General features: G+C 44.0%; 20 protein-coding genes. 2 read left to right on the forward strand and 18 right to left on the reverse strand.

Annotated elements, in window-relative coordinates; all coding sequences use genetic code 11:
* Positions 1-62: 62 nt before the first annotated feature.
* The 4 genes from clpX to KH180_RS04645 form a co-directional block, all read right to left on the reverse strand.
* Positions 63-1,364 (reverse strand): ATP-dependent Clp protease ATP-binding subunit ClpX, encoded by a 1,302-nt coding sequence (clpX, locus tag KH180_RS04630; protein WP_290757023.1) that lies wholly within the window; start codon positions 1,362-1,364, stop codon positions 63-65.
* A gap of 23 nt (positions 1,365-1,387) precedes the next feature.
* Positions 1,388-1,978 carry an ATP-dependent Clp endopeptidase proteolytic subunit ClpP gene (clpP, locus tag KH180_RS04635; RefSeq protein WP_290757026.1) on the reverse strand — a complete coding sequence of 197 codons (591 nt, stop codon included), beginning with the start codon at positions 1,976-1,978 and terminating at the stop codon, positions 1,388-1,390.
* Between the two features lie 31 nt (positions 1,979-2,009).
* Positions 2,010-3,296, reverse strand: coding sequence for a trigger factor (gene tig / locus KH180_RS04640; protein WP_290757029.1), 1,287 nt, complete (start codon positions 3,294-3,296; stop codon positions 2,010-2,012).
* Between the two features lie 132 nt (positions 3,297-3,428).
* Entirely contained in the window at positions 3,429-5,432 is a 2,004-nt protein-coding gene (locus KH180_RS04645) for an LTA synthase family protein (protein WP_290757032.1), read from the reverse strand.
* A gap of 600 nt (positions 5,433-6,032) precedes the next feature.
* On the opposite strand from KH180_RS04645, the gene glmS reads away from it, so the two are divergent.
* Positions 6,033-7,853 (forward strand): glutamine--fructose-6-phosphate transaminase (isomerizing), encoded by a 1,821-nt coding sequence (gene glmS / locus KH180_RS04650; protein WP_290757034.1) that lies wholly within the window; start codon positions 6,033-6,035, stop codon positions 7,851-7,853.
* Positions 7,854-7,992: 139 nt separating this feature from the next.
* Here the strand turns inward: glmS and KH180_RS04655 are convergent, their stop codons facing one another.
* From KH180_RS04655 to fsa, 12 genes are all read right to left on the reverse strand, one after another.
* Complete coding sequence (locus KH180_RS04655; RefSeq protein WP_290757036.1) at positions 7,993-8,421, reverse strand: hypothetical protein; 429 nt, start codon at positions 8,419-8,421, stop codon at positions 7,993-7,995.
* 101 nt (positions 8,422-8,522) lie between these two features.
* Positions 8,523-9,392 carry a ribokinase gene (locus tag KH180_RS04660; RefSeq protein ID WP_290757039.1) on the reverse strand — a complete coding sequence of 290 codons (870 nt, stop codon included), beginning with the start codon at positions 9,390-9,392 and terminating at the stop codon, positions 8,523-8,525.
* A 74-nt stretch (positions 9,393-9,466) separates the two neighbouring features.
* Complete coding sequence (locus KH180_RS04665) at positions 9,467-10,360, reverse strand: ROK family protein (RefSeq protein WP_290757042.1); 894 nt, start codon at positions 10,358-10,360, stop codon at positions 9,467-9,469.
* A gap of 79 nt (positions 10,361-10,439) precedes the next feature.
* Entirely contained in the window at positions 10,440-11,309 is an 870-nt protein-coding gene (locus KH180_RS04670) for a ketose-bisphosphate aldolase (protein ID WP_290757045.1), read from the reverse strand.
* Between the two features lie 24 nt (positions 11,310-11,333).
* Positions 11,334-12,188, reverse strand: a complete 855-nt coding sequence (locus KH180_RS04675) for a class II fructose-bisphosphate aldolase (protein WP_290757048.1) — start codon at positions 12,186-12,188, stop codon at positions 11,334-11,336.
* Positions 12,189-12,201: 13 nt separating this feature from the next.
* Entirely contained in the window at positions 12,202-13,284 is a 1,083-nt protein-coding gene (locus KH180_RS04680; protein ID WP_290757051.1) for a PTS fructose transporter subunit IIC, read from the reverse strand.
* Positions 13,285-13,305: 21 nt separating this feature from the next.
* The gene (locus tag KH180_RS04685; protein ID WP_290757054.1) at positions 13,306-13,620 is read right to left on the reverse strand and encodes a PTS fructose transporter subunit IIB; all 315 of its coding nucleotides are present in this window, start codon (positions 13,618-13,620) and stop codon (positions 13,306-13,308) included.
* Positions 13,621-14,031: 411 nt separating this feature from the next.
* Complete coding sequence (locus KH180_RS04690) at positions 14,032-14,481, reverse strand: PTS sugar transporter subunit IIA (protein ID WP_290757057.1); 450 nt, start codon at positions 14,479-14,481, stop codon at positions 14,032-14,034.
* A gap of 22 nt (positions 14,482-14,503) precedes the next feature.
* Positions 14,504-16,477, reverse strand: a complete 1,974-nt coding sequence (locus KH180_RS04695; protein ID WP_290757059.1) for a BglG family transcription antiterminator — start codon at positions 16,475-16,477, stop codon at positions 14,504-14,506.
* A 226-nt stretch (positions 16,478-16,703) separates the two neighbouring features.
* Positions 16,704-17,642, reverse strand: coding sequence for a transketolase family protein (locus tag KH180_RS04700; RefSeq protein WP_290757062.1), 939 nt, complete (start codon positions 17,640-17,642; stop codon positions 16,704-16,706).
* A gap of 1 nt (position 17,643) precedes the next feature.
* Positions 17,644-18,465, reverse strand: coding sequence for a transketolase (locus KH180_RS04705; protein ID WP_290757066.1), 822 nt, complete (start codon positions 18,463-18,465; stop codon positions 17,644-17,646).
* 18 nt (positions 18,466-18,483) lie between these two features.
* On the reverse strand, positions 18,484-19,137 hold the full coding sequence (gene fsa / locus KH180_RS04710; RefSeq protein WP_290757069.1) for a fructose-6-phosphate aldolase: 654 nt from the start codon (positions 19,135-19,137) through the stop codon (positions 18,484-18,486).
* A gap of 330 nt (positions 19,138-19,467) precedes the next feature.
* Between fsa and KH180_RS04715 the strand changes: the two genes are divergently transcribed.
* Positions 19,468-20,547: a LacI family DNA-binding transcriptional regulator gene (locus KH180_RS04715; protein ID WP_290757072.1), complete on the forward strand. Its 1,080-nt coding sequence runs from the start codon at positions 19,468-19,470 to the stop codon at positions 20,545-20,547.
* Here KH180_RS04715 and KH180_RS04720 read toward each other — a convergent pair.
* Both KH180_RS04720 and KH180_RS04725 read right to left on the reverse strand, forming a co-directional pair.
* The gene (locus KH180_RS04720; RefSeq protein ID WP_290757074.1) at positions 20,544-22,145 is read right to left on the reverse strand and encodes an amidohydrolase; all 1,602 of its coding nucleotides are present in this window, start codon (positions 22,143-22,145) and stop codon (positions 20,544-20,546) included. The genes KH180_RS04715 and KH180_RS04720 overlap by 4 nt on opposite strands.
* A 70-nt stretch (positions 22,146-22,215) precedes the next feature.
* Positions 22,216-23,133 (reverse strand): diacylglycerol/lipid kinase family protein, encoded by a 918-nt coding sequence (locus KH180_RS04725; protein WP_290757077.1) that lies wholly within the window; start codon positions 23,131-23,133, stop codon positions 22,216-22,218.
* Between the last annotated feature and the right edge of the window lie 44 nt (positions 23,134-23,177).

Consider the following 23,177-nt stretch of genomic DNA (forward strand, 5'->3'; position numbering starts at 1 on the left):
AAAACTGCCTCAATAGCAAGAAATTCTTGTATTAAAGCAGTTTTTGACTTTGGGTCGAATAATTATGCTATCTCGCCATTGCTCTTCTTCGTCCTCTTTTTAACGCCTGACGGCTTTTTGGTCCTGTCAGCGGAACGAACAATCTCCGGTTCCTCACCGGATTCTACTGTTCCTCTTGTAATCACACATTTGGACACTTCTTCGTCAGAAGGAACCTGATACATCAGTTCCATGATAACGCCTTCCATGATCGCCCTTAAGCCTCTGGCTCCTGTTTTTCTTTCCATGGCCTTTTCGGCAATCGCCTCCAGGGCTCCTTCTTGGAATTCCAACTCCACTCCGTCCAGTTCAAACAGCTTCTGATACTGTTTTACCAGTGCACTTTTCGGCTCTTTGAGAATGCGGACAAGAGCTTCCCTGTCCAAAGGATTTAAGGATACATTCACAGGAACCCTTCCTATGAACTCTGGGATCAGTCCGAATTTTACGAAATCTTCCGGCAGCACCTGCTGGAGGAGTCCTCCGATATCTTCTTTCTTTCCATTTCCAATCTCAGCGTTGAATCCAATGGACTTCTGTCCGATTCTGGACTCAATGATTTTTTCCAGGCCGTCAAAAGCTCCGCCGCAGATAAACAGGATATTCGTCGTGTCAATCTGAATAAATTCCTGGTGGGGATGCTTTCTTCCGCCCTGAGGAGGAACAGACGCAACCGTTCCCTCAATGATCTTTAAAAGAGCCTGCTGCACACCTTCACCTGAGACATCTCTGGTGATAGAAGTATTTTCTGACTTTCTCGTGATCTTATCGATCTCATCGATATAAATAATACCGCACTGGGCACGTTCAATGTCATAATCTGCCGCCTGAATGATCTTCAGCAGGATATTCTCAACGTCTTCTCCCACATAACCAGCCTCAGTAAGCGCTGTGGCATCTGCGATGGCAAACGGAACGTTCAGCATCTTAGCCAGAGTCTGAGCCAATAATGTCTTCCCTGATCCGGTAGGCCCGAGCATGATGATATTGCTCTTCTGAAGATCAATATCGGAAGAATCTCCAAGCAGAATTCTCTTATAGTGATTATAAACAGCTACAGACAGCACTTTCTTAGCTTCATCCTGTCCAATCACATAGTCATCTAAAAATGCTTTAATCTCTTTCGGTTTATTTAAATGGATCTCTGTATCATCAATATACTGTTCAAACTCTTCAGCAATGATATCTGCGCAGACTTCAATACATTCATCACAAATATAGACGCCTTTTGCCTTCGGACCGGCGATGAGTTTTCTCACCTGATCCTGCGTCTTATTACAAAAAGAGCACCGGAGCTGCTTTTTGTCATCACTGTGATTTACCATAGAATTACCTCGCTCTTTCTAAATTATGATTCCCTCTTCTTGTCAAAGACAGCATCAATCAGACCATACTCTACAGCTTCCTCTGCAGTCAGCCAGTTATCACGGTCTGTATCCCGTTCGATGACTTCTATTGGTTTCCCTGTATTTTCACTTAAAATGCGGTTTAAGCGTTTTTTCGTCTTTTGCATATGCTCTGCAGCGATCAGAATCTCTGTGGCCTGCCCCTGAGCTCCGCCCATTGGCTGGTGGATCATGATCTCAGCATTCGGAAGCGCCATACGCTTCCCTTTTGCCCCTCCTGAAAGAAGGAAAGATCCCATACTTGCTGCCATTCCCATACAGATAGTAGATACATCACACTTAATAAAATTCATTGTGTCATAAATCGCCAGTCCTGCTGAAACGGATCCTCCCGGACTATTGATATACAGGCTGATATCTTTTTCCGGATCTTCTGCTTCCAGAAAAAGAAGCTGGGATACAATCAGGCTTGCTGAAACATCAGTAACTTCTTCTCCCAGGAAGATGATTCTTTCTTTTAATAAGCGGGAATAAATGTCGTAAGAACGCTCCCCGCGGCTTGTTTGTTCAATGACATAAGGTACTAAACTCATCTTAAATTCCTCCCGGTATTCAATCTGTCAATTATTTTGCCTGGCTGGAACTGATAAGGAAATCTACTGCCTTCTGTACAGCGATATCATCCATCATCTGTTCTTTCTGGCTTCCCTGTACCATCTTTTCTAACTGCTCTGTTTCCATCTGATACATGCCAGCCATCTTTTCTAATTCTTTTTTGAAGTCTTCTTCACTGGCTTCAATACCCTCTGCTGCGACAATCGCCTCTAATACAAGACGAGTCTGAATTCTCTTTAACGCCTGAGGTTTTAATTCTTCTGCAAACTTCTGAGCATCACTTCCTGTATACTGAAGATACTGTTCCATGTTAAGCCCCTGGTAGCTGAGTCTCTGTGCGAATTCATCTGCCATCTGCTGTACCTGTTCTTCAATCATAGCATCAGGGATGTCCATAGATGCATTTTCTACTGCCTGTTCAACTAATGCATTTTCTTTTTCTGTCTTGGCAGCTTCTTCTTTCTGTGCTCTGATATTCTTCTTAATCTCTTTTTTGTAGTCTTCCAATGTCTCAAACTCTGACACTTCAGATGCAAATTCATCGTCTAATTCCGGAAGCTCTTTTTCTTTGATTCCTTTGATCTTTACTTCAAATACAGCTGGTTTCCCTGCTAATTCCGGTGCATGGTACTGTTCCGGGAAGGTCACGTTGATCGCCGCTTCTTCACCGATGCTTTTTCCGATCAGCTGCTCTTCGAATCCTTCGATGAAAGTTCCTGATCCGATAACCAGAGTCTGGTCTTCTGCAGTTCCTCCCTCAAATTTTTCACCGTCAACAGATCCTGAGTAATCAATCAGTGTAATATCGCCGTCTTTGATCGGACGGTCTTCTACTGTGATCTCTCTGGCATTTGCTTCCTGTTCTTTTTTGAGCTGTTCTTCAATTTCTTCTTTTGTTACGCGGATTTTCTTTTCTTCAACTTCCAATCCTTTATAATCTCCCAGAGTTACTTCTGGTTTAACTGCAAGCTCAGCGGTAAAAATAAACGGTTTTCCCTTCTCCAGCTGAACAACATCAATGTCCGGTCTGGAAACGATATCCAGATCAGAATCTTTCATTGATTCACTATATGCTTCCGGAATCAGGATATTCGCTGCTTCTTCATAGAAGACTTCTACTCCGTAAGCTTTCTCGATGAAGTTTTGAGGTACTTTTCCTTTTCTGAATCCCGGTACGTTAAACTCTGCTTTCTTCTTATTATAAGCTTTTTTAATCGCTGTATCTAATTTTTCAGGTTCAACCTCAATTGTCACTTTCACCATATTATTGTCTAACTTTTCAACTTGTAATCCCATTCTTACAAATCCTCCTAAATATCATTATCTTTGCTGTAGTTTTATACAAACATTAAATCATTATACCATGACGTTTCCGGCCTGTCGACCGGAAATACAGATTTTACGCCATTTCTGCCAAATAAAGCCTTCTTACTGCTTTACTCCCTGATAGACATATTCATTGGATGTCTGCAGGACTCTCGGTGCCTTACTCACAATCTTCACGGTAAAAGCATCTCCTTTTTTCAGGTCTTTCTTTGACACTTCCAGCAGATGGTCATTGTGAAATGTCGTATTGATCTTCGCATCTGCCACATACACCTGACAGAAGTTTGTAAAGTTGTTTCCTTCTATAAATATGCTGTCTTCTGTCTCATATGCCTTTGTTACATTGACCTTTTTGATGCCAAACGAAATATCTGTTGCCTGAAACGGATTCTTCTGATCCCAGACATACTGTTTTCCATAGAGCATGTCATACTGAAGCTCTTTCATATCCTTCTGGTAATTTTTTGTGCCCTGCCGTGTCTGATGAAAACTGTTCATCACTCCGTTTTTAATGTTCAGCTTGGCCAGGATATCTGATCCGAGCTGATAAGCCTGAATCACTCCGTCCTTTTTTTTCAGACCCATGTTGTCCCATATAAAATAACTCGTCTCGTATTTGTTTCCATAGGTCAGATCTTTATCATCCACCTCCAAACTCGGAAGATGATCGCCATACATAACGAGGACAGTATCCTCTCCCCTCTTTTTCAGGGCATTTACCAGGTCTCCGACAAACTGGTCCATCTGATATACCTGATTGGCATAGTAGGTATATTTGTTCCTCAATGCCTCATCTTTAATGCCGCTGACCACCTTAATTTTTGGATTCTCAATAATCTCGGTCTTCGGATAGTCTCCATGCCCTTGGACAGAGATGGTATAAATATAGTCCTGTCCTTTTGTGGAATCCAGAGCATTCAGAATACACCCTGTAAGTATGCTGTCCTTTGCCCATCCGTTTTCTGTCCACTTTTTGATATTCATACACTCTTTTGATGTGAATGTGTCAAACCCAAGCTGTGAGAAAACTAAATCCCTGTCATAGAAAGCCGCACTGTTATTGTGAATGGCATGTGCGGTGTAGCCGTCTTCTTTTAACAGAGTAGCCATGCTCTCTGTGGTGGTGGACTGCAGCACCGTCTTATAAGGGTACTCTGCTGCTCCAAAATGGTCAAGATTCATGCCCGTGATCGCCTCAAATTCAGAATTGGCAGTTCCTGCGCCGTAAGACGGCATGCTCAGCTGTCCTGAAGAATATCCTTTCATATATTTATGAAAATTCGGAAGAGGATCCTGGTTGAACTTGACACCTTTCACCTGAGTAATATCAAAATGCGATTCCAGCTGCACAAAAATAATATTTGGCTTTCTTACTTTACCCTTTTTTTTTGCCTGTGCCTGTTTCGTCCTCTGCTCAATCTGTTCAATCTTCTCCTCTGAATAATTAGAAGGCTTGTCTATCCCGTTCTTCAAAGCAGTGATAGAAAAACAATAAGGCGTTCCGTAATCTCCGTAGGCAATCCGGATATTGCCGATCCTGTCTGTAAGCATATTGCTCCTGAAGCCATAGACAGTTGCGCCTCCGAATGCTGCAAAGATGAGCGCCACCGCAAAGAAGTTTCTTTTATATTGAAGATTCTGCTTTTTCGGCAGGTATAAAAAACCGACTACAAGCAGAACAAGCACAATTAAAATCAATGCTCCCATAAAAACAATAGCCGCCGGCGAATAGTAATTGGTCATTACCGGAAGAACTGACTTCATCAGCGTGACATCCACGTAGGTAAACGGAGTATTTCTTGCGCTGAGCATCAGGAAATTAACAATTCCGATGACAGACCAGATCAGTGTCACAATAATGTATGTGAACAGCCTTCTCTTCACGATCAGCACTACAGAATAAGTGACAAAAATGATAAATGCGCTGTACAAAAACATCTTCGTCCTGTCGTTGACGAAACCGAACACTCCCTGGTCAAAGGTCTGGCGCCCAAGAACTTCCAATAAAAAAGCCATGCCGAATGCCAGCACAATATTGCACAGAACCGGAACCTTTTCAATCCACTTTCCAATCTGCTTTACTATATTCTTTACCAAAGATTTCATGATACTCTCCTTACTTTGATTCTGTCTTTCAAAAATTCTCCGCAAAACGGAGTCCTTTTGGAATTTTACCGAGCAAAACGTGCTCACCCGAATAATATATAATGCGGTACGCCTGCAGGTATATACAAAAAGTCATACAGTGTATTATAACATTGTCATTGCAAAGTATCTATACTTTAATTATGAAAAAATTCTTAAATACCTGCGTGTGATTGACATTATTCTGTATCCATGATACGATGCCAAAGGAAACTTTTCTTATGGTTTTTTGTGAAGTTTCTAATATTAAATAAGAAAGGAGTTATCATATTTTAAGCGCCATGCACCTTCCGGAACGGAGCCTGGCTTATCCGCAGGATAAGGAGGATTGGAAGGTTAACGAGGTGGAAAGTGATCGAAATTTCGGCGGATGCTTTCCCGTGGCTTTGGACACGTGATGTACAGAAAAAAACTGTGAGTAATTGCAGAACAAAGGCTGTACAGCCAAAGATATAAAAACCACACAATACTAATAACTCAAAGGACACTTTGCCGCTTTTCTGATTTTAAGCGACGTTTTATTTGTGTCCGCATAAAATTAAATAAAAAGGAGATTTCAACATGTGTGGAATTATTGGATTTACAGGTAAACTAGAGGCAGCGGATATCTTAGTGGGAGGCCTTACACAGCTGGAATACCGCGGATACGACAGCGCAGGAATTGCCGTCAATGAAGGTGCATCTACAAAGATCATCAAGACAGCAGGAAAGGTTTCCAATCTCCGGGAAAAGGTGGAATCCTCAGACGACCGCAGCGGAACATGCGGAATCGGCCATACCCGCTGGGCTACCCACGGAGGAGTGACAACCACAAATGCCCATCCTCATGTGGCAGGAAACATTACCCTCATTCATAATGGAATCATCGAAAACTACAAGGAACTTGCTGCTGCTCTCAAGGCCCAGGGACGCACTCCTATTTCTGAGACTGACACTGAGGTTGCGGCTTTATATCTGGATTCTGTATATGAAGGAGACCCATTTGCCGCATTAAAGAAAGCAGACAAAGCACTTGAAGGAGCCTACGGCTTCTGTATTATGTTCAAAGACCATCCGGGAGAGATTTACTGCATGCGCAATTCCAGCCCATTGGTAGCTGCCTCCACAGAAGACGGCTCTTTCATCGCCTCTGATATGGTGGCACTGCTTCAGTACTCTAAGGATTACTTTGTCGTGCCGGAAGAACACATTGTCGTTATGAAAAAAGACGGTATCACTCTCTATGATATGGATCAGAACACTGTATCCCCTAAAATGCTTCATGTGGACTGGGATACTACCGCTGCTCAGAAGGGCGGATATGATTACTTTATGCAGAAAGAGATCTACGACCAGCCGGAAGCCCTGACAAATACTGTTATGCCAAGGCTGCATAACGGCCATGCGGATTTCAGTGCTGACGGAATATCTGATGAATTATTTGACGGTATTAATCGTGTTATCGTAACCGCATGCGGAACTGCAATGCATGCCGGGCTGGTCGGACGCCATCTGATCGAATCCATGGTCCGGATCCCTGTGACAGTCGAACTCTCTTCTGAGTTCCGCTATATGGATCCGATCCTTGATGAACATACTTTGGTTGTCATTGTTTCCCAGTCCGGCGAGACTGCTGATTCCCTGGCAGCTCTTCGCCTTGCAAATGAACGCGGTGCCAAAACGATCTCTATTGTCAATGTCAAAGGATCCAGCATTGCAAGAGAAAGCGACCAGGTTTTATATACACACGCAGGACCTGAAATTGCGGTTGCCAGCACAAAAGCATTCTCTGTACAGTGTGCAGGCTTCTATCTGATTGCCCTTAAACTGGCAGAACTGAGCGGTAAGTTTACAGAAAAAGAGTTATCAGAATACTGTACAAAATTCGAGGAAGCTATCGCTACTGTAGCAGATGTCCTGAAAATGGACTCTTACATCAAAGATATCGCTGAAAAGATTAAAGATACTTTCTCCGCTTTCTTCCTGGGCCGCAGCCTGGATTATGCCATCGCAAGCGAAGGGTCCCTGAAATTAAAAGAAATTTCCTACGTAAACTCTGAGGCATACAATGCTGGAGAATTAAAACATGGAACTATTTCTCTTGTAACAGAAGGTGTACCGATTATCGCAATCGCAACACAGGATCATGTTCTTCCGAAGATTATGGCTAATGTAGAAGAAGTGAAAGCCCGCGGCGCCCATGTCATCATGGTAACTGACAAAGATATGTCAGATTATGAAGGTGTATATGATGATTTGATCCAGGTTCCTGCCGTAGATGACAGATTCGGAACCTTTGGGGTTACTGTAGCACTGCAGCTGCTCGCTTACCATGTAACGGTCTTTCGAGGAAACGATGTAGACCAGCCAAGAAACCTGGCTAAATCTGTAACTGTAGAATAAGACCGAAATGGCAGACATCTGTAATATGCCTGGCCGGGTGTAATTTCACTAAATATCAACTCAAAAACCACCAGCACTGCTGGTGGTTTTTTGTCTGTCCGAATTATAATTGTAAGTGAAATAAAGCCCAATCCGAGTTTTACTTCGCTTCCTTAAGACAACTGATCTCCTCGCTATGGCTGACTATGACGTCCTGCATCACTGAAAGCATCCTCGTATGATTGTCCACCTTTTCACTCAGTCTGCTGAACTCCGCATGTGGCACTCTGTCCTCGTAGAGAGCATTTAACTTTGGGATGACCTCGTTTTCTACACGTAAACATGTTTTTTTAACCGATGTCATATCTTCTTCCACTGACGTCAGTCTTCCTTCCACTGATGTCAGTCTTCCATCTACTGACGTCAGCCTTCCTTCCACTGATGTCAGTTTTTCTTCCACAGATGTTATTCTTTCATGGACAGGCTGAAGTTTTTCATCCAATTTTTCGTCTAATTTTTGATCTAATTTTTCTTCCAGCTTTCGGTCCAGCAGTTCTTCAATTTTTATCAGCAGTGTATCTTGATCCATCCTATGTCCTCCTTCTTTTATATTGAGTCTATTATACCTCCATGCGCAAAAAGAAACAACATATTTTTCCATTTATGTTATATTCAGAAAACTCATAACATTCAAACTTCTTCTGCCCGCGGAATGGACGGCGCCGCCCCTCTCCGGGATACGGCAATCGAAGATGCTTTTGCACACCTTCTCAGATTGTCTGAAGGGCACATACCGCTGATAATGCCCGCAATAAAATATCCGGTGAATGTATCACCTGCCGCAGTGGTGTCTACCACATCTGCCGGCACACAGTCCTGTTTGATTCTCACTGTTCCTTTCTGGTACACAGCACCTTCCTCTCCCAGCGTCAGCACGATCTCTGCTTCCGGATAGTGTTCTGCCATCACATCCAGTATTTCATCCGGCTCTCTCTTTCCTGTCATCTGAAAACCTTCAACTTCATTGAGCATAAAAATAGAGATTTTAGAAAAATCGCAGCTGTACAGCGCTTTATTATAAGGTGAAGGATTACAGACAATACGCAGTCCCCTGTCAAATGCACTGTCTATGAGATAGTCCAATAAATTGATCTCATTTTGGATCAGCAGAAAATCACCCTGGCCGAATGCATCCAGTGCCCGGTCCATGGCCTCTTTTGACTGTTTTACATTGGCTCCCCCGAATAAAAGAATTCCGTTTTGTGCATTCCGGTCTACCTGTATGACTGCATGTCCGGTCTCTGCGCTGATTGTGCGGACAAAAGCAGTATCCACTCCATATTCATTCAGCACATCGAGGAGCATCTGCCCGTCAGTTCCAACTGTACCGCCCTGAAAGACCTTCACCCCGGCTTTTGCAAGTGCAATGGACTGATTCAGCCCCTTGCCTCCGCAAAAGGTTTCTCTTCTGTCTGACGCCTGTGTCTCTCCGGCCTCTGTAATGTGATCCACTTGATATACAAAGTCATAGTTTAAAGAACCGTAATTTAACACCTTCATAAAGCTACCTCCCAGACCCGTTTTTATTCTTATTATAACATCAGTCAACATGGGAAGAAATGAGTTTTTCTTCTTTATTCGGGTGTATGAAATGCCAGATATGCCGCACCAACCAGACCGCAGTCTTCTCCCAGCTGCGCCGGCACAATGCGGATATTGTCCCTCAGCGCTGTGTATACCTTTTCTTCCGCTCTTCTCTGGATTTCTTTAATAAATCCGGGAATTTTCAACGCCACGCTCCCTCCAAGTACAAACAGGTCAGGATCCAGAACCCCATATAAGATTCCGATAAAATTTGACAGGAATTCATATGCATCCTCCATAATCTCTTTTGCCGCTGTGTTCCCTTTTCCTGCAAGCTGATAAACCTCACCGGCATGCTTTACAGAAAGTCCGGCTTCCTCTGCCCTCCTGACAATGGCAGTTCCGCTGGAGACGGATTCCACAGACCCTTTTTTCAGGTCTCCCTGGAACGGGCCGTCCCTCCACAAGATGGAATTGGCCACTTCCTGTGCAAATCCCCTGGAACCGTGATAAATCTTCCGGTCAATACAAAATCCTGCCCCTATTCCGGTGGAGACCGTCAGGAACTGTACATATCTGCTGTTCTTTCCCGCACCCACTGCCGCTTCCGCCAAGCACGCCAGATTTGCATCATTTTCCAGGTATACCGGAACTCCCAGAGCTTTTCCAAGCTTCTTTTCTATGGGGTAATAATGCCATCCCGGAAGATTGGGCGGGGTCATTACGGTCCCTGCCATCAAATCCAATGGCCCTGGGCATGATATACCTACGCCCTCCACTTTTACCTGAAATCTATCAACGACGCTCTTTATACGGCAAATGGTTTCTGCGGCCTCACCTTTGTCCGTCGGAAACTGTTCTCTCTGTACAATATGATAGTCTTGATTGATCAAAGCTACTCTTGTATTCGTTCCTCCCACATCAATACCAACTGCATATCTCATATCTTTCCGCCTTTCCTTGATTGATGAAATACCAAAAGAAAAGAGCAGCTAAAGCCGCCCCTTTCCCCAAACGATCATTTTACTCATAGTAATATTTTACTTTGTCTCCTGAATCAAACAGTGCTATTTTTTCTGCAACCACTGCCTTGCAGGCCTTAATCGGCTCCGGATAAATTTCCAAAGGTTCGCGGTATTCCGGATGCTCTTTTAAAACCTCCCGGCATTTTGCATAAAAGGCCACTTTGATATCACTGGAAATGTTAATCTTAGAGATGCCGATCTTCACTGCTTTTGCAATCTCTTCATCCTTATTGCTGGATCCCCCATGCAGTACCAGAGGGATATCCAATGAGTCTTTTAATTTTTTCAGGATATCCAGCCTGAGTTCCGGTTTCATATCACTCGGATATATTCCATGGGCCGTTCCGATAGCTACGGCCAGGGTATCAATACCTGTCTGTTTCACAAAATCATCTGCCTGCTCAGGATCCGTATAGATTACACCGGTGGTTCCGCCTTCGATTGAATTCCCGGTGGTTCCAATGGTTCCTAACTCGCTCTCCACAGAAACGCCCACAAGATGAGCAACCTCACATACTTTTTTTGTGACCGCAACATTTTCTTCATACGGAAGTGTCGATGCATCGATCATAACGGATGTGAATCCTGCCCGGATAGCCTGCATGACAGTCTCAAATGTGTCGCCGTGGTCCAGATGAATAACTACCGGCACATCTGTTTTTGATGCTTCATAGATCATACTTTGAACCAGACTGTCCTCCACAAAATGGAACTCGTCAGGAGACATCTCCAGGATCACTGGGCTTCTCAATTCTTTTACTTTCTGCATAACCGCTTTTAACAGCTGGTCACTTCCGATATTAAATGCAGGCACTGCAAATCCTTTTTCGTCTGCTACCTTCAGCAGATCTTTCATATTCATAAGCATTGTTCATTTCTCCTTTTATTCTTTTTATAATGATTTTCCTTCTGATTTTGACAGTTTAATATATTTTTTTACAAGCTCCCGGCTGTCGATTTCCACCTGGTGCATCATGACCCAATAATTAATATCCGGATCTCTATCCAGCTGTCTTTTGATACTTTCCACATTGGCATTCATAAAATCACATCCCACATTGATTTTATTGATTCCATATTCAACACATTTCCGGATATTATCGTCCCCGGATCCGCTTCCCCCGTGAAGAACCAGAGGCATTTTTGTTTTTTCTTTAATCCTCTTTAATATTTCAAAATCAAATGCGGGTACAAATCCTTCCGGATAATTTCCATGGGAACTGCCGAAAGAGATTGCCAGTGCATCGATCCCTGTCTCTCTGGCAAAACGCAGCGCTTCATCCGGATCTGTCTTCATATCATCATCTGTATAGCGGTCCCCTTCACTGGCTCCCATACATCCGATCTCTCCTTCCACGCTGGCATCAAATTGGCTGGCAAATTCCACAATCTCTCTGGTCATCTTTATGTTGCCTTCCAGGTCATAGGAAGAAGCATCCACCATCACACTGGAATAACCGTCAGCCAAGGCTTTCTTTAGTAATCCAGTATCCTCACCGTGGTCAAAATTTAATGCAACCTCCACACTGGCTCTCTGAGCCAGTTCTTTTACAATAGGTGCAATCAGGCCGCTGTCGCAGTGTTTTACCATATGCTCCTGTACAATATTTACAATAACCGGTGCTCTTAAAGACTGGGCCGCCTCAATAACTGCCCTGGCTGTTTCTATATTAAAGCAGTTGATTGCCATGACTGCATAGTTTCCTTCATTTGCACGTCTCAGCATTCCCTTCATAGATACATACATTTTCTTTTACCCCTTATGAAATTTTGATGTCAGAGAAATCAATATCTTCCTCTTCTTCCGTGTCAGCCTGATTTTCCACAGGTTTCTTTTTGAGTATAAACAGAAGGATTCCTGTGATCACTGAACCGATGGCCAGTGCCAGACAGAACTGCAGCGGCTTATTCATGGCCGGAACAATAAACATTCCTCCGGACGGCACTGGTGATTCCACGCCCCACATCATTGATAATCCACCGCCGATGGCAGCTCCCACCGTACAAGAAAATACCACGCGTACCAGATCGTTCATGGCGATCGGAATGACCCCTTCCGTGATCATACAGATGCCCATTGGAAATGCGATCTTAATATTATCTTCTTCCTCTTTATTATATTTTTTCTTCTTTGTAAATTTTGACACCGCATAAGAGAGAGTCACTCCGAACGGAGGAACCATAGATGCCAGGATCTTTACTGCCTCCGGCCCCTGGACACCTTCCAGCAGCAAGCCGTCCGCAAACAGCGAGGCAACTTTGTTGACAGGGCCTCCGAAGTCAAAGGCGGCCATTCCTCCCATAATGGCACCAAATACAAATTTGGCGCTGCCCTGCATGCTTGTCAGGAACTCTGTCAGTGCGTTCGTCAGCCATACGATCGGCACTCCAATGACAAAAAACATTAGAAGCCCAACCACAATCGACGCAATGGTCGGAACAATCATCATCGGCATCAGACCCTCCGCCCATTTCGGAACTTTCAGATTATCCTTAAGCCAAAGTACGAAGAATCCGACAATATAGCCTCCCAGCATACCTCCTAAAAATCCGGCTCCGATCTCTTTTGCGATACAGCCGATCAGCAGACCCGGGGCAATTCCCGGCCTGTCTGCAATTGAGTAAGCAATCGCTGCAGAAATCACCGGTGCAAGCAGGCTCATTCCCAATACTCCCAGACTGGTCAAGGCAGACGGCACAGAAAATGATTTTGCATAATCTTCAATGACAGATCCGCCGGTCAGATTTCCAATGGCAATCAGCAGACCGGAAGCCACAACCAACGGCAGCATATAAGAGATGGCCGTCATGGCATGTTTTTTTAACTGTAAATTTTTTAGCATTGTTATCCTCCCTTTTCTTTTCTAATTTTTCATAACTTTTCCCTGGATGGTCAGCAGCAGTTTCTTCGGCGCTTTGATCACTGCCTCCGTCGGGACCTCCACAATGGGCAGCCCCTTGAAGCGTTCCTTTCCGCCGACTTTGATGTCCGCTGCGATCAGCGCCACGTCTGCTTCCCTGATCTGTTCCGGTGTCACCTCATCCTCTGTCCCTATGGTCCCCTGTGTTTCAATATGTGCCTCAAATCCAAGTTCCTGGGCTGCCCTTACAATTTTTTCTTTTGCAATATATGTGTGGGCAATTCCTGATGTACAAGCTGCAATTCCTACAATCTTCATTCTCTGTATCCTCCTTCCTTTCTGGCTGATGAACTTTATCCTGTGAATAAATCATACTATGGTTTGGGCATCTGTGTTCATTAAGTCCGGGCTTTTTAATGCGGAACTTCTTTTCCTTTTCCCACAGAAAAGGAAAAGTTTTAACACTTTATTCCGGTAATTTTTTATAGATAAGCGGAAGCTTTCATCCTGCAGCGGTCTGCTTTAACAGACATCCATACGTGATTGTTCGCAATAAGAAAGAATCCCGCTTGCGGGATTCTCCGTCTGCGGCGGGTCGCTTTGGCGACATGATTCCTTATCGCCGCAGTGCGATCCTCGCGGAGCGTTTTTTATTTCATAGGACGCACTTTCCTATGAAATAGAAAACAGCTCCGGAAAAACCGGAACTGTCTGTTCTCTCATTAAATCCTATGAAAATACTGCTTTTAAATCTTCCACATTTTCTGCTTTCAGAAGTGTATTTACAGCCTCATCGTTCCCCAGAGTCCTGGCAACTTCCGCCAGGAGTTTTAAATGTGTCTTGGCGTTCTCGTTGTCATTTCCCACTGCAAACAAGAAGATAAGTTTTACGCCTCTTCCGTCTAAAGTCTCCCACTGTATCTCATGATCCAGCTTGCCAATAGCGATTCCCACCTGTGTGACCGAACTGCTCTTTCCGTGGGGGATAGCCACAAAGTTTCCGATTCCGGTCTGTCCCTGCGCTTCCCTCACATAAATATCTGCCACATACTCATCCACATCTGCGATATATCCTGCCGACTTTAATTTTTCTGCCAGATATAAAATTGCCTCTTTTTTATCATCTGCATCCATATGCAGGTCAATGACTCTCTCATCCAACACACTTTTAATATCCATCCTTGTCCTCCTTTTCCTTTCACTACTGAATCAGATATTTATACACTTCAATTGTTGATTTCATATTCCTTAACATTTTGATCTTTTCCTCTGTATCAATCAGAGACACGTATTCCTTGTAAAACAACTGGATGCGGTGAATCTCATCTCTTGTGTTCATTTTAAATGCAAGCAGAAATACAATCTGGATCTGTTCCTCGTCCCACATAACCGGCTTCTCTAAAAAAGCGATAGCCACCTTTGATTCATTCACAGCGGTGGGAGATCCATGGGGAAGGCTGATCCCGTTCCCGATGGTTGTTGTTGTCTTGCTTTCGCGTTCCATCACAGTGTCATAAAAGTCACTTTTTACGACACCCTTTTTTTGCATGGCCTCACACATAAATTTTAAGCATTCTTCTTTGGTCGAAACATTCAGGCCTGTGAAGATCAGTTCCGGTGAAAACAGAAGACAGCATTCAGGGGAAAAAGGATTTTCATTTTCGATCAGCTGGGAGTTCATATCGTCCAGATGATTTCTCAGTCCGATGATCCCGTTCTCACTTAAAATGTTCGGGATCACCGCAACCCTTTTATCCTTTGTCTTCATATTTTTTGAGGAAATGATCAGATCATAGTCCCAATAATCCTCTGTCCTGTAATCATGGGTGCTGACAAACACCAATTTCCCGATCTCCGGCACAAACTTCCGTATCCGTTCTTTGATCAGCTGGGCATGGCCCATGTTGGAATCCGTAATCACCAGTGCATTATACTGGTGCTTCTTCCTTTCCATGGCCGCCTGGATATACAGCACAATGTACCCAATCTCATCTTCTGTGATCTGCAGGTTATAACTTTCTTCAAATAAGATGCTGATAACCCAGCTGGCCCGGAATACATTTTTATATTCCTCTTTGATAAAATCAATCAGGGCATTCTCCTGCGGCGTCCCATATCTCAGCCTGAAAATCGTGGGACGCAGATGTACGATCAGGCTCTCTTTCACCTTTTGGTCAGATGTCAGGTCAACTTCCAGCACATCCCCGATCATTTTTAACATCCTGTCTACAAATTCCACCAGCTTGTTGTCATACTTCTTCACCTGCTCCAGGGTAACTTCCACTTCAGAGATACCAATGAATTTTGAACACAGGATCTGAATGGATAAAAATAAAATATCCTCCGACAGAAAATGTACATGAAATACTTCTTCCAGTTTTTCAAAAATAGCCACAGTAAAAGCGTATTCCGTATACTTTTTAAGAATCTTAAGTTCTTCCTGATAGTAATCACTCACCAGGGGAATCTCTAATTCCTTCCTTTTATACGCCAGACAGCAGTAAATCAAAATCTCATAAAATGAGTCATCGGTGAACCGGTATTTCCACTCTTTCTCAGTCTGGATAATGCACTTTTCAACTGCCCGCACGTCAATATTCGGAAAAAAATAATCGATGTTTGCCCGGATATCCTCCACATCCGATTTATCCATGATCAGATTCTTTAATGCTACCCTGTATTCGTTTTCCTGGCTTTTCAGCCGGTATCCCTTACCTCTTTCGTTGACCAATACGATATGATATTGATTCAGCCATTCTTCACATTCTTTCAGCACCTTCAGCATTGTGGGAACGCTCAAATACAGTTTTTCCGACAATTTCTGTGTTGTCAGTGTCTGCCATGGCCGCAGGTTAAAAAATAACTTCAGGGTTTCCGTCATCCGCTCTCTGGGATCGTAATTTCCCATCTGATAACTTTCTTTCCTGCCAAGGAGTGCTTGGATCTGTACTTTCTGCTCATCGCCGGCCTCCAGCCAAATTCCAACTCTCGGTTTGCGCTGGATTTCTCCCAGATGATTCTGCAGCAGAAACTCATTCATTCCGTCTAACTTATTTCTCACAGACTTTTCAGAAAGGCCCACCTCCCGCGCAATCTTTCCGGCCGAAACAACTTTTCCATCCATAAGGCAGTCAAAAATCTGTTTCTTATAGAATTTATCTTTTGAACATCTCATCTCTTCCAGGCTCCTCTCAAAAATAATAAAATCCTTTTTACACCTCCTTTTGTTATTCCAAGTATAGCATAGAAAATTTTGGCCGAATTATCGACTCCGGACATTTTAATGCGGTAGATTTTATAAATCATGCAGACTTCGGGATGTTTTTGAAGAAGTTTATTTAAACACACAAAAAGAGACCTCCGAAGAAGTCTCTTTTTTATAAAGCTAATATACAAATTCTCTATACAAACGCTTTTACACTCTTATAAATGCCTTCGCTGTCCAGTCCGAATTCTTTGATCAGTTCCACTGCCGGTCCTGAATGTCCGAATACATCCTGTACGCCCAGTTTCAGTACCGGAGTCGGTGCCTTTTCACTCAGTACATCACATACTGCGCTTCCAAGTCCGCCGATCACAGAATGTTCTTCCACTGTAACCACTTTTCCGGTCTCTTTTGCTGCGGCGATTACCAGCTCGTCATCCAATGGCTTAACTGTTGCCATGTTGATAACCTTTGCGCTGATTCCGTCTGCGGCAAGCTTCTCAGCAGCTTCAAGGCTTTCACCTACGCAAAGTCCGTTGGCAATGATGGTAACATCTGTACCTTCTCTTAACACAGTACCTTTTCCGATCTCAAATTTGTAGTCCGCCGTGTCATTGATCACAGGCACAGCCAGACGTCCGAATCTCATATAAACCGGTCCGTCAAGTTCTGCTGCCGCTTTGACAACAGCTTTTGCTTCCACGTCATCAGAAGGAACGATAACGGTCATTCCAGGAATCGTGCGCATTAAAGCCACGTCCTCACAGCACTGATGAGTCGCACCGTCTTCTCCGACAGAGATACCGCCGTGTGTAGCACCGATCTTTACATTTAAGTGAGGATATCCCACACCGTTTCTTACCTGCTCATATGCACGTCCTGCTGCAAACATAGCGAAGGTACTGACAAACGGGATCATGCCGCTGGCAGCAAATCCTGCTCCCATGCCCACCATGTTGCACTCTGCGATACCGCAGTCAATGTGACGTTCCGGAAATTCTTTTTTAAATACGCCAGTCTTTGTAGCGGCAGCCAGATCGGCATCCAATACTACTACATTCGGGTTTTCTTTTCCTAATTCAACCAGGGCATTTCCGTAGCTTTCTCTGGTTGCAATTTTCTTTACATCTGCCATCTTAACATCCCACCTTCTCTAATTCATTCAATGCCTGTTCACATTGTTCATCATTCGGAGCAGAACCGTGCCATCCGACCTGGTTTTCCATGAAGGATACACCTTTTCCTTTGACTGTCTTCATGATGATAGCTGTTGGTTTTCCTTTGCACTCTTTTGCTTTTTTCAGTGCATCGGCAATCTCATCAAAATTATGTCCGTCAATATTGATCACATTGAAATTGAATGCTTCAAATTTAGCATCGATTGGATATGGAGAGCAGACATCGTCAATCTTTCCGTCGATCTGAAGACCGTTATTGTCCACGATGACAACAAGATTGTCAAGCTTTCTGAAGCCTGCACTCATGGCAGCTTCCCATACCTGCCCTTCCTGAATCTCTCCGTCACCTAATAAAGTATAAGTGCGGTAGTCTTTTCCTTTTAACTTTGCAGCCAAAGCCATTCCGACTGCTGCAGAGATTCCCTGTCCCAATGATCCGCTGGACATATCAACACCCGGAATCTTTTTCATATCAGGATGTCCCTGTAAATAGGAATCAATATGGCGCAGTGTGAGCAGATCTTCTTTTGGGAAAAATCCTCTCTCTGCCAATGTAGAATACAGTCCCGGCGCTACATGTCCTTTGGAAAGCACAAATCGGTCTCTGTCTTCCATCTTCGGATTTTTCGGGTCAATGTTCATTTCTTCAAAATATAAATATGCAAACATATCTGCGGATGATAAAGATCCGCCCGGATGTCCGGATTTTGCAGCGTGTGTCGCTTTGATGATTCCTTTGCGGATCTCATTGGCTGTTTTTTGTAATTCTGCCACTGTCATTTTTTCTCCCAACCTTTCTTATTCTCCAAATACTGCTTTGTAGTCTGCCTGGAATTTTTCAATTCCCTGGTCTGTCAGAGGATGTTTCATCATCTGTTCAATGACATTGTAAGGTACGGTAGCAATATCAGCACCCATCTTGGCACATTCGATAACATGGATCGGGTTGCGGACGCTTGCACAGATGATCTGAGTATCGATTCCGCCTGCCTCAAAAATTTCAACGATGTCTGCGATCAGATCTAAACCGTTCTGAGAAATGTCATCTAATCTTCCTAAGAATGGAGAAACATATGTAGCTCCTGCTCTTGCTGCAAGAAGTGCCTGTGTAGGATTAAAAACAAGTGTGAGGTTTGTCTTTACTCCTTCTGAAGATAATACTTTTGTAGCTTTTAATCCTTCTACAGTTGTTGGGATCTTAACTACCATATTCGGATGAATTTTTGCGATTTCTCTTCCTTCTTTGATCATGCCTTCTGCATCAGTCGTTGTAGCTTTAACTTCTCCGCTGATGGCTCCGTCTACAATAGAAGTGATTTCTTTGATGACATCTTCAAACTGTCTGCCTGATTTTGCGATCAGAGAAGGGTTTGTTGTCACTCCGCAGATCACTCCCATGTCGTTTGCTTTTTTGATATCATCTACATTTGCTGTGTCTAAAAAGAATCTCATATTATCTTCCTCCTAAAAATGAATTGCTGCACTTTTGCTCTGGTATCATTTAACCATGGATTCCTTCCTTTTGTCAAACGTCTAAACCCCAGTGTTTATGCGATTTTACAGGAAATTATTAATAATTTTAATGTTTATTAATAACCACGGATTTTTGATTATTGTATACCAAATATGAGTTGTCAAAAAAACCACGTTTTTATCTGTTTTTTCTTTTCTATTTATGTTATGATTTTTCAAAAGACTAATAATTTGTATTTTATTATTAATATTTTATATTTTTATTAATTAATAATAATTAATTAATATTTTTTTTGATTAGGAGGTTTTATGGCTTCAAAAAAGAAGATCACCACAAAAGATATCGCAGTATATGCAAATGTTTCCCAATCCGCAGTCTCCATGATACTGAATCAGAAAAGTAATGTATCGTTTTCTGAGGAAACCAGAATGAAAGTATTAAATGCGGCAAAGGAACTTGGATATGAAAAAAAGAAAAAAAAGAATACTCAGCTTGTCGGTCTTTCCAAAGTCATTGTCATCATGTGCCCATTCCTCTCCAACCACTATTATTCTATTTTGGTGCACTCCATCACAGAGAGAGCCCATGACTACGGTTATGTGACATTTGTAGCCCCGACTCTGAGGAATCCCAATACAGAACAGTTTTACCTGAATATGATTCAGGATTTTGATGCATCGGGCATCGTCTATCTCTATCCGACTTCCTGGCTGGATGATGTGAACCAGATGTCCAGGCATATCCCTGTGATCAACATCGGTGATAAAAATGATGACATTATGTTTGACTCCATCCATGTAAGCAGCACCAAGCCCGCTTATCTGGTGGCAGAGCACCTGCTCTCCCTTGGGCACCGGAAGATTACTTATGTGTCCACACCGATGAGCACAATCGAGCGCTCCCGGTCCAAACGGTTCGAAGGGCTGAAAAAAGCCTTCTATGAACACGGATTTGATCCGGAGAATGTAACCTGCCGTTCTGTCTCCACTGGAGAATATAATACACTCTCACCCAACATGCTGGAGTATTCCTGCGGATTTAACCTGACCAAAGAAATCCTCACAGAAGGCACTGACTCCACGGCCTTTGTAGCCTACAACGATATGGTAGCTCTGGGGATTCTGGATGCTCTTTTTGACATGAAGTATAAAGTACCCAACGATTTCTCCGTATGCGGCTTTGACAATATTCCCATGGCCGACATGCGCCGGATCTCTCTGACTTCCGTGGAACATTCCATCGAAGCCAAGGGACGGGAAGCCGTGGATATTATTGTAAGACACAGAGAATCCCAGTCCAAAAACAAACCGAGGAGTTTTGTGACTAAGCTTGAGTTTGAGCCTTTTATCGTAAAACGAAAAAGCACCGGAAAGGCGAGAAACACCTAGCCTCTCCGGTATACCGTCCTGCCTTCCTTCACCGTCTCTTCTACCTTTATCTCACGGATTTTTTCAGGCAGGATTTTCATTGGATTCTGATCCAGAATCACCAAATCCGCAAGCTTCCCCTCTGCTATGCTGCCTTTTAGATCTTCCTCAAAATAGGCATAAGCACCGTTGATGGTTACAGCCTTTAATGCCTGGTAAACGCTGACTCTCTCCCTTTCTCCCAGAACAGTCCCTTCTCTGGTGGTACGGTTCACTGCGCACCAGACCGTGTGCAGCATATCCGGGGGAATCACCGGTGAATCCTGATGAAAGTTCACGCAGAGTCCCTGCTCAAATGCAGATCTGGCTGGACTGATATTTTCTGCCCTTTCCTTTCCCAGATTCTTCAAATGGATATCTCCCCAGTAATAAACATGATCCACAAATATAGAAGGAATCATGCCAATCTGTTTCATCCTAAACAGCTGGTCCTTTCTCACAGTCTGGCAGTGAATCATCACCGGCCTTAAATCTTTATCCTCTGCACCGGCCTCTTTCATAGCTTTTCTGAAGCATTCAATCCATTGTTCAGAGGCTGCATCACCGTTGCAGTGGGCCAGAATCTGTCTTCCGTTGCCAATGGCGTCTGCGGCATATTCTGTCACCCGTCTGTTTTTCATGGCCGGATATCCCCGGTAATCCTGCTCTCCCTCATACGGCTTTGACAGCCATGCTGTCTTTCCCTGAGGCGAACCGTCCAGGATCACTTTCCGTCCTCCCAGCTTCATGCGGTGCCAATATTGTTCTTTCAGATCCGAATATTTTTCTTCCAGCTGTTTTGTCTGCTCTTCCACCAGGATATATGACACCACATCTACTTGGAGGCTGCCGTTTTGTGCTGCCTCGTATAAGGTTTCTACATCCCCGGCTGAAGCGGCGCCGTCCTGTACGGTTGTAATCCCATGGGACAGATAGATCTCCTGTGCCCTCATGATCTGTTCCTTTCTATCTCCGGACAGTTTGCTGTACACCTGATCCAGAAGCCTTTTAAGCGCTCCGGTCTCTTCTGCATAACCGTCCGGCTCCATAGATCCCGGCACCCGGCCGAATCTGGAGCCCTCTATGTCTTTTGTTGAAGCATCAATGCCGGCGGCCCTCAAAAGAGCAGAATTTCCGACTCCCATATGTCCGGATGCGTGAAGAATAAAAACCGGCACTTGATCCGATATCTGGTCCAGCACTGTTTTATCCGGATGCTTCTTTTCTTCCAGAAAATTATGATCATATCCCACTCCCATGATCACTCCGCCGTCCCCGGACTTCTGTTCCTTTTTATATGCCATCAGGCGCTCTTTGATATCTTCAAAGCTTTCACTTCCCGACAGATCTGCAAACTGAGAAAACTGGGCCACAAGGGAAATATGGCTGTGGCTGTCTATGAATGCCGGCATCAGAGTCTTTCCTTTCAAATCGATCATATCTGCCTTTTCAGAAAGATTCTTTGCATCCTTAAGACGCCCTGCAAATTTTATCATCTGGCCTGATACCAGCACTGCTTCCGGCTCTTCCCTGCCTTCCTCCATGGTCAGAATGTCTCCGTTAAAATATATCTTCTCCATCTGATCTCTTCCTTTCTGTAAACCATTCTCCCTGATAGGATTTACAGACTGAGACAATTTTACTCCCCGGTCAGCCTAAAAGCTCTAATCCGTGAACAGTGACCGCTGCTGTCACATGACAGGACTGTCCCGGCACTTCCCCGTCCATATGATAATACTGGGGCTCTTCCATATAAAATTCCGCCCTGCGGCAGCGGAAGCTGTAAACGCCCGGGCAGCCTATATGTTTCCCTGCCGGCACTTTCGTAAGAAGGGACGGCATCTTTCTTTTTGGAATTCCTGCCACAATACACAAGTCCAGAAACCCATCGTCCGGGACTGCATCCGGAGAGAACTTCAGCCCTCCGCCCTCATAGGGCAGATTATGTATGGAGGCAAACAGAACATCATGAAATACCTCTTCCCTGGAGCCGTCCAACACCAAACGCATGGAAAACAGCTTTGCCGAAAGAAGGCCCCGCAGCCCGATTTCCAGATAAGTAAGTTTCCCAAGACGGATGCGGTTCAGAAATTTCTTACTTTTCGCATGATTCACCATGTGGCAGACCCGGGCATCATATCCGACACCGGAACTGACAAGAAAGCTGCCGGAAGAACCGTCTTTTGCACAGAGATTTCCCACATCAAGCGGTCTTGAACTTCTGCCTGAGACAATGGCTCTGACTCTTTCCATGGGATCTGATGAATATCCGATTCCCCTGGCAAAATCATTGCCCGAGCCTGCCGGAATAAAGGCCAGTTTGGCTTCTGTTCCTTTTTTCATCCCTGAAACAGTCTCATGCAGCGTTCCGTCACCTCCTACAACCACAATCACATCCGGACGGTGCCTGTTCGTTATCTGCACTGCAAACTTTTGGGCATCACCCTCTCCTCTGGTCAGCAGCTCACAAAAGTCAATGCTTTCTTTCAGAAGATACTCTTTCATTTCTCTCCAGAAGCGGATTCCCTTTCGGGAGCCTGCGTTGGGATTCACAATAAAATAATACATACTCCTCCTCATATAAACAGAAAAGCCCCTTTTAAAAAGGAGCT

This window comes from Anaerostipes sp., assembly GCF_018381315.1.
GTDB lineage: Bacteria > Bacillota > Clostridia > Lachnospirales > Lachnospiraceae > Anaerostipes.